Origin of the sequence: Saccharospirillum sp. (assembly GCF_040881935.1) — a bacterium.
In the GTDB taxonomy this organism is placed as follows: domain Bacteria; phylum Pseudomonadota; class Gammaproteobacteria; order Pseudomonadales; family Natronospirillaceae; genus Saccharospirillum.
The window spans coordinates 61,960-75,049 of record NZ_JBBECH010000075.1 but is presented as its reverse complement, the minus strand read 5'-3'; the positions used below and the strand labels follow the sequence as shown (position 1 = coordinate 75,049).

Annotated in this window: 10 protein-coding genes; 3 read left to right on the top strand and 7 right to left on the bottom strand. The window is 59.7% G+C overall.

The window, feature by feature from the left end:
* From WEB54_RS14125 to gtdA, 4 genes are all read right to left on the bottom strand, one after another.
* Positions 1-313 (bottom strand): FAD-dependent oxidoreductase (locus WEB54_RS14125; protein ID WP_368056410.1); only part of this gene is annotated, 313 nt, incomplete at its 3' end.
* Between the two features lie 98 nt (positions 314-411).
* Positions 412-1,851: an aldehyde dehydrogenase family protein gene (locus WEB54_RS14120; RefSeq protein ID WP_368056408.1), complete on the bottom strand. Its 1,440-nt coding sequence runs from the start codon at positions 1,849-1,851 to the stop codon at positions 412-414.
* Between the two features lie 10 nt (positions 1,852-1,861).
* Positions 1,862-2,716, bottom strand: coding sequence for a fumarylacetoacetate hydrolase family protein (locus tag WEB54_RS14115; protein ID WP_368053646.1), 855 nt, complete (start codon positions 2,714-2,716; stop codon positions 1,862-1,864).
* A gap of 27 nt (positions 2,717-2,743) precedes the next feature.
* Positions 2,744-3,787 carry a gentisate 1,2-dioxygenase gene (gene gtdA / locus WEB54_RS14110; RefSeq protein WP_368053648.1) on the bottom strand — a complete coding sequence of 348 codons (1,044 nt, stop codon included), beginning with the start codon at positions 3,785-3,787 and terminating at the stop codon, positions 2,744-2,746.
* Positions 3,788-4,192: 405 nt separating this feature from the next.
* On the opposite strand from gtdA, the gene WEB54_RS14105 reads away from it, so the two are divergent.
* From WEB54_RS14105 to WEB54_RS14095, 3 genes are all read left to right on the top strand, one after another.
* Complete coding sequence (locus tag WEB54_RS14105) at positions 4,193-5,143, top strand: TAXI family TRAP transporter solute-binding subunit (RefSeq protein ID WP_368053650.1); 951 nt, start codon at positions 4,193-4,195, stop codon at positions 5,141-5,143.
* Between the two features lie 107 nt (positions 5,144-5,250).
* Positions 5,251-7,188 (top strand): TRAP transporter permease, encoded by a 1,938-nt coding sequence (locus WEB54_RS14100; RefSeq protein WP_368056405.1) that lies wholly within the window; start codon positions 5,251-5,253, stop codon positions 7,186-7,188.
* A gap of 16 nt (positions 7,189-7,204) precedes the next feature.
* Positions 7,205-8,305 (top strand): NAD(P)-dependent alcohol dehydrogenase, encoded by a 1,101-nt coding sequence (locus WEB54_RS14095; protein ID WP_368056403.1) that lies wholly within the window; start codon positions 7,205-7,207, stop codon positions 8,303-8,305.
* Between the two features lie 4 nt (positions 8,306-8,309).
* Here WEB54_RS14095 and WEB54_RS14090 read toward each other — a convergent pair whose 3' ends face one another.
* The 3 genes from WEB54_RS14090 to WEB54_RS14080 all read right to left on the bottom strand — a co-directional run bounded on the left by WEB54_RS14090 (position 8,310) and on the right by WEB54_RS14080 (position 13,088).
* Positions 8,310-10,586 (bottom strand): endonuclease/exonuclease/phosphatase family protein, encoded by a 2,277-nt coding sequence (locus WEB54_RS14090; protein ID WP_368056401.1) that lies wholly within the window; start codon positions 10,584-10,586, stop codon positions 8,310-8,312.
* Between the two features lie 128 nt (positions 10,587-10,714).
* Positions 10,715-10,852: a hypothetical protein gene (locus tag WEB54_RS14085; RefSeq protein WP_368056399.1), complete on the bottom strand. Its 138-nt coding sequence runs from the start codon at positions 10,850-10,852 to the stop codon at positions 10,715-10,717.
* A gap of 4 nt (positions 10,853-10,856) precedes the next feature.
* Positions 10,857-13,088: a hypothetical protein gene (locus WEB54_RS14080; protein WP_368056412.1), complete on the bottom strand. Its 2,232-nt coding sequence runs from the start codon at positions 13,086-13,088 to the stop codon at positions 10,857-10,859.
* Positions 13,089-13,090 lie beyond the last annotated feature (2 nt).

The window sequence follows — 13,090 nt, the reverse complement described above, 5'->3', positions numbered from 1 at the left end:
CGTGACGTTCCACGTAGGTGTCGCCGAGCGGGATATTCTGCAGAACATCACCTTCGTCAAACACCCGAAAGCGGTACTGGTCTGGCTGAAACCCCAGTGCCTTGAGTTCATCGAGCACACCAATCTCACGATACACCCGGCTGGCGTTGGCGCTGACCTGAATGCCAGCACCTACCTCGCCGAGGGTAGCTGCTTGCTCAAACACCTGAACATCGACACCGGCTTGCAACAGGCAGGCAGCGGCCGTCAGGCCACCTATGCCGCCGCCAGCGATCAGGACGGTTTTAATCCCCTCGGAATGATTGGCTGTCATAACATTGTCTCCTGTGCCGCACCTTGGCGGCACCTTGAATGGGGCTTCCGGGGCAGGCGATGCCTGGTACATTGATGTACCCGGATAGCAACGGGACCTCAGTCCTCGGCGAAATAAACGGTTTTGGTTTCCAGAAAATCATCCAGCCCCTGCATGCCGTGCAGCCGGCCCAGACCGGAGTGCTTGAAGCCACCCGTCTCGGTCTCGGCCGCCAGGCGATTGTGAGCATTCACCCAGACCGAACCGGAACGAATGCCCCGTGTCCAGTGCTGCGCACGACGCACGCTCTCGGTCCAGACACTGGCAGCCAGGCCGTAGCGGGTCGCATTGGCCCGAGCCAGCATGTCGGCTTCATCGGTCGCGCATTCGATGTTCAGTACCGGGCCAAACAGCTCTTCCTGTATCAGTTCGTGCTTCACGTCCTGAATCTGCATCAGGGTCGGGGTCAGGAAATTGCCTTTGGCCAGGGGGCCGGAATCGAAGGTCTGGCCCTGCAGCCAGATCTCGCCGTCACGCCGGGCGACATCCAGACTGCCCAGCAGGCGGTCCCGGCTGCGCCGGTCGATCAAAGCGCCCATGGTCGACTGCGGGTCGTCACCGCGCCCGGTTCTGACCGCTGCCAGCGCGTCTCTGAGCCGTGTGGCGGTTTCTTCAAAACGGGATGGGTCGACAATGACGCGGGTAATCGCGGTGCACATCTGGCCAGCAATGATTGTGGCGTGACGGGCGATCTGCGGAATGGCGATATCGAGATTGGCATCGCTCGCTACCAGTGTGGGAGCCTTGCCGCCCAGCTCAAGTGACAGCCGCTTCAGGGTACCGGCGGCAGAAGCCATAATGGCCGCACCCGTACTGCTGGCACCGGTAAAGGAAATAACATCCACGTCCGGATGCACACTCAGGCGCTGCCCGACTTCGATGCCGTTCTCGTTGACCGAGTTGACGACACCGGCGGGTAAAGCGGTCACCGCTGCCAGGCACTCCATCATCACCCGGTTGACGTTGGCGGTTTGCGGCGCGGGCTTGACCACCACCGTGCAACCAGCCGCCAGCGCTGGCGCCAGGCTGCGGATTAACAGGGTCGCCGGGGCATTCCAGGGTACGATGATAGCAACTACACCGGCCGCTTCACGGGTGAAACTAACCCATTGCCCGGTATCGAGCTCAGTGCTGCGGCCCATAATGGTGCGCGCCAGGCCCGCGTAGTAACGGCATTCGCTGATGCAACCCAGCACCTCGCCCTGTGCTTCGCTGTGCAACTTGCCCGACTCCTGCACAATAATGTCGGTCAGTTCGTTCTGGTGCTGGACAAGCTGGTCCGCGTAGTCGAGCAGCACCTGGGCCCGCAGACGCGGCTTGGTCGACCACTGCCCCGCCTCAAACACCGACCAGGCAACGTCAATCGCCTGATCGGTCAATGCCTGGCTGCCCAGGGCGTAGTACCCCACCGGGGTGTTGTCGGCCGGGTTCAGTGTCTGCCCCAGCGCATCGCCGTTATCGAGCCAGCGACCGCCTATCCAGTGATTTGCCTGCATCATGCTGTGTCCTCTATCTGACCTGAACGTCCATGGCGCCGATGTTCTCGATCTCGGCGTGCATTACATCACCGCGCTGAATCGGCGCGACCCCTTCTGGTGTTCCGGTAAAGATGACGTCACCCGGATGCAGGGTGTAGGCATGGGAGGCAACCGAGATCAGCTTGGCTACGCCCCAGATCAGATCCCGGGTGTTGGCATTCTGGCGCGGCTCGCCATTGACCTGAATGGTCAGCCCCAGTGCATCCGGCGAGCCCAGTTCGTCGGGGGTGACCAGCCAGGGGCCCAGCACGCTGAAGGTATCGAGCGACTTGCGATAGCTGCGGTCTTCGGTGCCACGAATGGTGATATCGAGTCCAATGGTGTAACCCGCTACATAGTCGAGGGCTTCCGCTTCAGACACCTTGCGTGCGGTTTTACCGATAACCAGCGCCAGTTCAACCTCATGGTCGGTACGGCGGCCGTCATCGTGATGAATCTCAACGCCTTCCCCTGCGCCGACCAGCGAACTGGTCGCTTTCAGAAAGAGCGCATAGCGGTCAATAAAGGTCACATCTGAGCCAAAGTTTATGCCTGCATCCTGCTGCGATTCTTCCACATGGGCCATGTAGTTAACGGGTGCGGCGATCAGTTTCCCCGGGTTAGCAACCGGGCTGAGCAAACGAACGTCAGCGATCTTGAAACGCGGTGCTTTTTCGGCCGCAGCCAGCAGGGCGGGGCGCAATTGGGGCAGCGCGTCGATCAGTACGTCGTGACGCGGCAGAGGCCAGCGAAACGCCGGCAGTTGGTCCAGAACCGGGGTGACATCGGCAATCTCGTCGCCGATGGCCAGTCCCAGTTGATTGTCGTTAAAGCGGCATATACGCATAGTGATTTCCTTGATTAGGGCTGGGCACTAGGCCGAAAAGCGTTGTTCACGGTAAAACCCGAGTTTTTCGTGCACGGCTCGGTCGGAAAAGAAGAACAAAAAACAATCGTCACTGGCCTGCAGGCTGCGTCGTTGCCAGCCTGGCAGGGCCACTACATCTTTCGGGCCAAAGGTGAAGGTCTGATCGCCGATCGTCACTGACCCGCTGCCCTCAACCACATGCATGACCTGGCTATCGGTCGAGCGCATTGGCTGCGTCGACTGGCCACGTTTCAGATGCGTCATCCAGGTCGCCATGGCCGGCATCGCCCAGCCACCGTCAATCGGGTTGCTGTAGCGCAAAGTAGTTGCTAGATGCGGGTCTGGCTCTGCACCCTGGGCGCTTTTTACCAACGCTTCGCGGGTGCGGTCGTAAGGGTAATTGAAGATGGGCGAGCACATGCCATAGGGACTGATGGCATCCATCGGTAGCAATCCCTGGCCATAGCGCGCCAGTGAATCGCCTTCGGGACGGCTCAGGGGCTGCTGTTCTTCCTCGTAGGGGTCTGAAAAAACCGATTCAAAGTACTGCAGAATGGGGATATCCAGGCCATCGAGCCAGATCACCGGGCCGTCACCTTCATTACCATGGTCGTGCCAGGCCCAGGGCGGCGTGATTACAAAATCACCCTCACGCATGGTGGTGCGCTCGCCCCCGACTTCGGTGAAACCCTGCTCACCTTCAATCATAAAACGCAGTGCTGAAGGCGTATGCCGGTGAGCGGGCGCTGTTTCACCTGGCAAAATCAGCTGCAAACCGGCATAGAGCGTTGATGTCGATTTAGACAGCCCGGCATAGGCCGGGTTTTCCAGCACAAGGACCCGACGCTCGGCCTCCCGGGCAGTCAACAGTGAGCCGGCTTCCAGCAGCAGCGGACGCAGAGCATCGTAACGCCACAGGTGGGCTTTGGCTTTGGACGTGGGTTCCCGGGGCACAATGGTACCCAGAACCTCCCATAAGGGTGCCGTGTTCAGGGGAGCCAGTTTGTCGTAAAACGCACGTCGTTCAGGACTGGCCGATTCATAAGCCATCGTTTATTAGCCTCTTCTGTCCGTCTTATTGTTCAGGCTTGAGTCATTGTCAGGAACCGCAATGGTGCACACGCGTAACCGCAATGATCGTTAGGCTAGCCAGTCTAGGCCTCACAATTATTCAATTAAATTGAAAAATAAGACAAACTAGTTAACTTTTAGTTAACCATGGTCAGCACCCTGATGGCGACTGACATCTCGCTTCAAGTTAACTTTTGGTTAATCAATTGCGGTTAAAATTCAATTTAATAAACCAGCCAGCTTTCTATACTCGATTCGCAATGCCCTGATCTGTGCCGACTCTGGTACAGCCATTGGAGCTACCCACTGCTGCAGCCACAACACTAATAAACGCTGCCGCACGTCATTCTTAGCGTTACAGCCGATCCACCAGAGGTATACATAATGACAATAAATCGCTTCTCCGCCCTCGCCGCGGGCCTGATCGCCAGCGTCAGTCTGTTGGGCGCCGCCCAGGCCGAAACCGTCGGTGTCGGTACCATGTCGCAAGGCACCATCAGCTACTCCACCGGCTCTGCACTGGCCAAAGTCATGAACGAAGAGATGAATCTGCAGGCCCGGGTTCAGCCGAACTCCGGTGAAACCACCCTCCTGCCACTGATCAACAGCGGTGACTTCGACTTCGGCATTGCCAACGTGCTGGAGGTCTATGAGGCTTACCATGGCGAAGGCACCTTTGCTGGTCGTGAACAACCGAACCTGCGCGTTGCTGCAGCCATGTACCCGTTGCGCACCGCCATGTTTGTGCGCGAAGACAGCGACATCTACACACTGGATGACCTTAAGGGCAAACGCGTAACCTTTGGCTTTTCCGCCATGGGTTCAATCAGTGTGGTCATGGAATCCCTGCTGGCTAATGCGGGTCTGACACCGGGCGATATTCAGCCGGTGATGGTGCCAAACGTGGTCGCCGGTGCCGAACAACTGCAAAACGGCCGAGCCGACGCGTTTTTCTTCGCCGTAGGCGGTGCCAAGACCGCTGAAGTGAATGCAGTGATCCCGCTGCGAGTCATCCCGATGAATACCGATGCCGCCTCAGTCGCCCGTATGCAGGAGGTGTTCCCGGAAGGTTACATCGCCACCGCCCCGCCGCTGCCTAACTTTGCCGGTGTGTCTGAACCAACCCCGGTTCTGACCTACGACAACATGCTGGTCACCAACGCCTCGGTCTCTGATGAGCGCGTTAAGGCCGTGATTGAAGGCATGGTCAATAACATCGACGCACTGTCTGCCGGCATGCCGCTGTTCCGTGGTCTAAACCCGGACCAGATCTACAAAGCAAGCATCCAGACCCCGTACCACCCGGCCGTCATCGAATGGGCCAGCAATCGCTGAACCCGGGAGGCCATGCCTGTCCAGGCTGGCCATACCGCACACTTAAGCCTGCACCTGCTGCTCCGGCCATGTCTGCCGGAGTGGCAGGTCACCAGAGGATCTTGTTAATGCTGACCGGCATGAACCGAATCACCCACGGCCTTCGCTCCCTGATCAATACGCTCCTGCTTGTGTCAGTCGTTGTATGGATTCTGGACCTGCCCGCCAGTTTTGGATTTTATCTCTATAACGAACAATTTCTCGCATTGGCGGCCGGTCTCGGTACCGCCAGTGTATTGCTGGGCACCGGTGGCCGCTATGGCCCGCTTGGCCAGTGGCTCAACCTGGCGTTTACCGCGCTGGTATTGGTGCTGTTTGGCTATGTAGCCCGACACTTTCCCAGCCTGCAACTGGATGTCGCCGCCGCACCCCCGGCCGCCGTCGCGCTCGGTACCGTGATGGTGCTGGCCATACTCGAGGCTGTCCGTCGCAAAACCGGGCTCTTTCTCCCGATTCTGGTCACGTTTCTGGTCGTCTTTGCATTCATCGGCCCCTATTTGCCGGCGGACTACCAGACACGCCCCGTTTCCTTTAGCCGGGTAGCGGTTTATCTGTCACTGGACACCAATGCGCTGCTGTCGACGGTGCTGGCAATCGCCTCCATCGTCGTGGCGCCCTTTATTCTGTTCGGGTTTCTGCTCAACACCTTTGGTGGCAGTGCGGTGTTCTCCCGCTTTGCGTCAAAAATGGTCGGGCATTACACCGGCGGCCCAGCCAAGGTTTCGGTCATCGGCTCGGGCGCTTTCGGTATGGTGTCGGGCAGTGCCGTGGCCAATGTGGTCGCCGTAGGGTCTGTCACCATTCCGACCATGGTTCGCGCCGGTTATTCGCGCCCGGTCGCTGCTGCCGTCGAAGCCGTGTCGTCAACCGGTGGTCAACTGGTGCCGCCTATTATGGGGGCCTCCGCCTTCCTGATGGCGGAATTGCTGGAGATTCAGTACCAGACGGTAGCTATTGCAGCCATAGTGCCGTCCATCCTGTTCTACCTGGCCGTGCTGCTGTCGGTGGACTTTGAAGCACGCCGACTGAATATTAAGGGCGACAAAGACATCGATCTGGACCTGGGCGACGTCGCCAGCGATGGCACCCCGGCCCCCAAACAAGCCTTCCCCGGCCGGTACCTGCTGGCAGCGGTCTATCTGATTTATCTATTGTTTGTGGAAAACCGCTCGGCCGAATACGCTGGCCTGATGGCGACGGGCGCCCTGATTGCACTGCATATGATCGGGCCGTTAAACACACTCTGGCTGCGCATCCGACAGACCTTCAGTGGCCTGCTCAGCTCGGTTGACGCCATTGCCGACATTATTGTTTTGGCCGGAGCGGCGGGTCTGGTTATCGGCATTCTCAACCTGACCGGTGTGGCGTTTGCCATTACGCTGCAGATGCTAGCGCTGTCAGGCGGCAACCTGGCCATTCTGCTGGTCATCACGGCGATACTCAGCATTATTCTGGGGCTGGGTATGCCCACCGTCGGGGTTTACATTCTGCTCGCTACGCTGGCCGCTCCGGCCCTGGTGATGCTGGATGTCGTTCCTCTGGCGGCGCACCTCTATGTGCTTTATTTCGGCATGCTGTCGATGATCACGCCGCCCATTGCCATCGCCAGTTTCGCTGCCGCCAGTGTGGCCAACACCAGCCCCTGGCAGACGGCCTTTGCCTCACTGAAAATTGGCGCCGGGGTCTACCTGGTGCCGCTGGCTTTTGTGGTGCAGCCCTCGCTGCTGTTCGCCGGGGGCACAACGGCTGACTTTGTCACCGCCCTGGTGCGCATCATTCTCGGCATCGTGCTGATCACCATTGCTGCGGTTGGTTACTTGCGTCGGCCGGTACCCATGGCAATGCGAGTGTTTGTCGGGTTGTTGTCGCTGACCATGGTTGTGCCTCTGGGCAGCGCCATTGCCGACAGTCTGCTGTGGGGCTGCTTCGCGCTGGGCCTGGCGCTGGTCGCCTGGTTGCTGTGGCCGGCTAGCCGCACCGGCGCTCTGGTGAGCAACACCCAATGACGCCGCGAGCGACCCGGTGAGCCGGCAGATTCAGGCGGCGGTAGCCCGCACAGCCGGTGCACCGCTGACAGTCTCTGAATTGACACTCGCGGATCCGGGGCCCGGTGAAGTCATCGTGCGCATCGTCGCCTGTGGCCTCTGCCATACCGACGAGAAAGCCCGGCACGGTCAGATGCCCTTGCCACTGCCAGCGGTGCTCGGGCACGAAGGCGCTGGCATCGTTGAGGCGACCGGCTCCGGCGTTGAACACTTTCGCGCCGGCGACCGGGTGCTGATCGGCTGGCCCTTTTGTGGCCAGTGCGACGCCTGCTCGCTGGGCGAACCCCGCTATTGTGCCGATCTCAAACCCCTTGCCTTTTCAGGTGGGCGGCCGACACCGTCTCAAGGTCATACCTCGGCCTACCGGGATCTATCCGATCAGCCTGTGAACGGCCATTTTTTCGGGCAATCTTCTCTGGCCAGTCACAGCCTGGTGTCGGCCAATGCCCTGATCCCCGTTCCGGATGACTTTGTTTTGGAATCAGCCGGACCCCTGGCTTGCGGTCTGGCTACTGGCGCCGGTGCTGTTTTCAATAGCCTGACCCCGCGTAAGCGGCTGGCCATAGTAGGAGCAGGCGCCGTGGGCTTTGGTGCCCTGATGGCTGCCCGCGTCGAGGGCTGGAGGGATATCATCGTCATTGACCGGCATCCGGGCAGGCTGGCGCTGGCAGAAGAACTTGGCGCAACGGAGACCCGGCTCGCTGAGGGCACTGACCTGCTTGCTTTGATTGGCGGTCAGGTTGATGCCATTGCCGACTGCACCGGCAACATCAGCCTGATTGAACAGGCGATTGACTGCATCGGGCCTCTCGGCGTTTGCCTGTTGCTCGGCGGCGCACCGGCCAGTCAGACCTTCCGTGCCGAGCAATTTGGTGTGCTGTGGGGCAAGCGAATTCAGGGGGTTCTCGGTGGTGGTGGCACCAGCGAAGCGCTGTTGGGCCGGTTGATGCGGTTGCATCTGTCGGGCGATTTCCCATTCGACCGACTGCTGACCTACTACCCGCTTAGCCAGATCAACGAGGCCATCGAAGACAGTCATAAAGGGCATGTCATAAAACCGGTCATCCGTATGCCCTAATTATCTAGGGAGTGAGCTTCAAATCTGCTACCAGCGGCAAGTGATCCGATGCGACCCGCACCAGGGTCGAATCCGGTACCTCGATCCTGCTCGCCGTCAGTCCCGCTCCCACATAGATGTGATCGATTCGAACCGCTGGCAGCCGCGCGGGAAAGGTTCGTCGGGGACGATGGTCTTCGGCGGCTTGCTGGGCATCGCGCAGCCGTTTATTCAAGATCCGACACACCGGGCTGAGTGGAACGGCGTTGAAATCCCCGCATAGAATCACCGGTGCCCGGCAATAGGGGTGGCCCAGCCAGTCCAGTCCCAGCAGCGCCTCCATCTGGTTTTTGCGTTCCTGGCCATTAAGGCCCAAATGGGTGTTGATGATTTGCACTTTGCGATCGTACAGTTCGACCTCCACCCAGAGCGCGCCGCGTGGCTCGAGGTTGGGTCGGCTGGCCAGACCCGGCAGCAGGTCTGCTTTGACCAGCCGCTGCGGCAGGTGCGTTAAAATAGCATCACCATAGCGTTCCTCCTCAATATGCATGGCCGGATGAAAATGAACGTCCATCTCCAGAAGGCGAGCAATCTGGTGCGCCTGGTCAACCCCTTCGCTGCGGTCCCGTCCAACGTCCAGTTCCTGCAATGCCACGACATCGGGTCGGCTGCGGGCGATAACCCGGGCGATACGGGCGACATCTACTTTGCCATCCATGCCGATGCAGCTGTGCACGTTGTAGGTCATTACCCGGAGTGTGTCTTCAGAACGGGCACGGGGGCGACGTTGCCGCTTCCGGGAGGGATGACCCAACCGGCCGAGATGTGACAAAGCAGCTTGGCGCAGGTCCAGCGGGCGCAGGTAAGTTCGGGACCGCTCCGGGAGTGGGGCATCCATGGGAAGCAGTGCGAAACCCTGGGTCTCCCAGGGGCTAGCACCAGCATGGCTACCGTTTTCAATGGCAAAGGTGATGGGGGCGATGCCGTGTCGCCACCCCAGGATCACCAGATCACCCGAATAGGGATGTTCGCACAGGCGAATCAAATCGGGTGCCAGGTCGTCCAGAAAGGGATGACTCTCCCCGAACAGCCGTTTCGCATCTTCCGGCAGCCGGAATTCACCGATCCCGGTATAAGCCCGCACCCGTCCGGGCGAAACCACCAACAGCACCACCGGTATACCGTGCTTGCCGACCAACTCGCGGGCTATGAAGGTCCGTTCCTCATCGGAAATCGACCAGGAAAAATAAAGGTGCCCCACCGGTCCCAACGCCGTGACCTGAGTGCGGTCATGATTCTGCCCCGGGTCGTGGCGCTCCACCGAGAATAAACGCTGAATGCGACGCCCGCCGAGCAATCGAACCCGCTGCGTTTGATCACCACTGAGGGAGACCGGGTGACTGGCTGGCAACTGGCTATCGAGCGCAGTCAAGGTCGTATTGACGGCGGTTTCCAGGCTGTACCCCATAACACCCTCATAGGTCGCCATTTCCCCCTGACCGTGATCGGAATAGACCCAAACTTCATAATGCCGCCAGGGTGCCTGGTGAGTGGCTCGCCACAACCGGGCGATAGCGTCATCGATGCCTTTCAGTGTCCAGTGGGCGAACAGGGAGGTCGGGCCACGCCGGTGCGACTGTTCATCGTAGCCCAGCAAATTGATGTGAATGATCGGCAGCCCCCGGCTGATGTCTATTTTGCCGCCGATTACACAAAGTTCGCGCAACAGGATGGTGATCGCCACTCGGGTGGGTACAAATTTTAATTCTTTTACAAAATCGTAACCGCGCACCAGGCCACGCACCAAATCGACCAGTGCCAGAACCGTCTCGACGACCAACAAGGCACCGGCACGCAGAAAACTGTAAAGGTTGGTCAGCAAAAAGGCGATCAGCACCAGGGGGTTCGCCTTTCGCAGCGAAGGCCCCCAACCCATGGAGGACGGGCAAAAGTGGGATTCCCCAGCACCACCGGTAAAGTTATCCGAATAGGCACTGCCGCCTTTCAGCAAGCCTTCCTCACCGTCGTGTTCAAGTTTTTTTTCCACCTCGGCGGCAATAGCCGGTTCGTACATGCGCACGATGCGCCCACTGGCCGGATCGCGGAAGGAAAAGGACGGCACCGCACAGGGCGTGCCGTAAAAGAGCTCCGCCTGAACCGCGGGCGTGGTGGAGGGCAGGCCTGAATAGTGAGTATGCAAGCGGTAATGCTCACGCCCCAGTAACTGTTTTAGAAACGGCATTTTGCCCTTTTCCAGCGCTTTTTCCAGTTCGGGGCGACTTAAACCGTCTATCTGGATCATGACCAGTCCCGGACGCGATGGCGACCCCAGAGATGCAGGGAGTCTCAATAACCGGGCCAGCAAAACACTTCGACTCAGATTACGACGCAGGCGGCGAATCCAGATTTCGATACGGGTCAGCATGGCGGTTAGGCATCACCCGCCCTGGCTAGCCGTCGTCCGGTATGGCGATCGACCACGACGCCGGAGGCGCCGAGTGCCACCACCGGCAGGGCCACGCCCCCAACGTGCGGAGCAAAGGTATTCGTTACGATCAGAATGTTCATGATATCAGTCCTCGGTGATCAGTGTGATCGACCCCTCGGCTTGAGACAGCGTCCGGACTTTAAAGCCCGGCAAGCAAACCGTCATCGGCGGACATTTCTGGCGCCAGTTGCCACGCCATTCCAGCCGCCAACGGCTGTCGTCCTCCGGTAGAATGGCCAGTGAAATGGCGCCATAGGGCGTGGGTGCGGGGCCGAAACGAATGGGTTTGCCCGCGTCGAGCCAGCGGCGCGGAACCCCTTCGCACAGGCGCAGTTCATCGCCCTCTTCGCGCACGAACAGATTGCGGATCATCAGCACCCATTCGGCCGACGCCCAGACATGATGGCCGTCGCCCATGCAGCCGCCCCCGGTTAACGGGTGGATGGCCTCCGGCCATTGCCCGGTGGGCGATGCCAGATCGGCCACGGCATCGATCAGATTCAGGTAGCGAGCATCACCCGCCCGCATCAGTACCTGGGCGACATGCAGCGTCAGGTAGGCATTCAGGCCCGAATGGATCATGTCCTGATAAAAGGCGCCATTGACGAAACAGCGCTCCAGCAGGAACTCAACACAATCGAGCAGGCGTGGGTCATTCGGCTTCCATAACTGCAGTGGGTAACCCACGGCCAGGGAGCCAATGGCCCCGGCGTCGAGGCGTCGATAGGGGGCCGCTGGCATACCCGGACGGCCCAGCCTGGCCTGGCAATGCGCCAGGCTGCTTTCGATGGCCTGCTCGAAATCCCGGGCACCGGCTTCGAAGTCACTTGCATGGCTGTCGGCTTGTTCCGACATCAGGCGGGTCGCGGCCTGCAAACCCGCAACGCTCCAGAAATCGTCCCAATAATAATAGTCGTTCGGGCCCAGGTGCTCGGCGCTGAACCCGGCGGGCATCAGGCCGGCATGAGGGCCCTTCAGATCATCCTTCAGGCGCTTGTGCAGTATCCAGCGGGCGCCTTTTTCGATGTGGGAATGCCACCGATGCAGCGGACGACCAGTAAGATCGACATAACGCTGCAAAATCCATAACACTTGCCCGTTGGAGTCCCACTCGCCTTCCTGGGAACGAAAATACCCCCCTAATGTCTGGCGATCCGGAAACTGATCCAGAGCGCGTTCAGCCCGCTCGGTCAGGCCGATGCATAACAGGGCGTGAATAATGTAGGCCGCATCCCGGAACCAGAATCGTTTATAGGTGTAGGGCCCGGGGTAGACGTCTTTTGGCGAATGCAAAATCAGCGAGGTAACGGCGGCATCGTACAGAAACTGATAGCGGGGTTCCGGACACTCCAGCACACATTGTTGGCCCCGCAGCCGGCCCCAGGCATCGGAGTGCAGCTCTGGGGTGTGATACGTTGGCAACGCGATGGTGGCCGTCAGCTCCCGTGGCTCGCCCGCTTTCAGCTCGAACAGGGCCGCCGCGGTTACCATGCCAACCTTGCAGTGCCCAGCGTGCTGGTCATCCCGGTCGTGCAGGTGAATGTAGACATCGCCACTGCGGTAGTCTGATATGTGATGGCGCTCGGCTGGCTGACTGAAGTGTACTTGCTGCTCATCGTTAATCGTCCAGACGGACCGGTCACTGCTCAGGGAAACATCGTGTATAAAGGCAATCCCTTCCGGGTTGGCGGGCCGCAACGACAACACCAGCGACGCATCACTATTGCTACTGCCGGTCAAACGGATCCGGCAGACCGGCTTTCCACCATCCAGTTCAACCCAGCTCTCCGAGCGCAGGTTCATACCTTCATGGCGGGATTCGGTGACCACACTCGCACCGCGTTCGAACTGTTGCTCCTGGCTCACCTCCGTCGTCCGGCAGGGCAACAAACTGGTGCCATCCGCGCGCATGATCCAGCCATCCAACGACCAACCGTCGTAGAACGGCGTCACCAGACCCCGCGGGTCTACAATGGGCAACGCCTCACAATCCGGATGCCCGAGGGCAGTCCAGTTACGGTGGGTAAGGTTAATGTGCGTGATCGAAAAAGCCCGCGGCACAAACGATAAATCGCGCGGATCAAACTGCCGCTCGATCCAATACGGCCAAACCCAATCCAGGTTGTGCTGCACCACCCGGCCGTTGATCAGCCCCCGGGCATGGAATACCACCCCGGCCCGCACCAACTCAATCGGTACGTCCACTTCTGAGGGCTGGGCGAAACTGTGCAGTCGGGCAAGCAGCGCAATGGGGTCCATAAACCCCTGTTTGCGGGCCACATAGCGAACCGTGAAGCGCCAGGGGAGCCAATTCATCC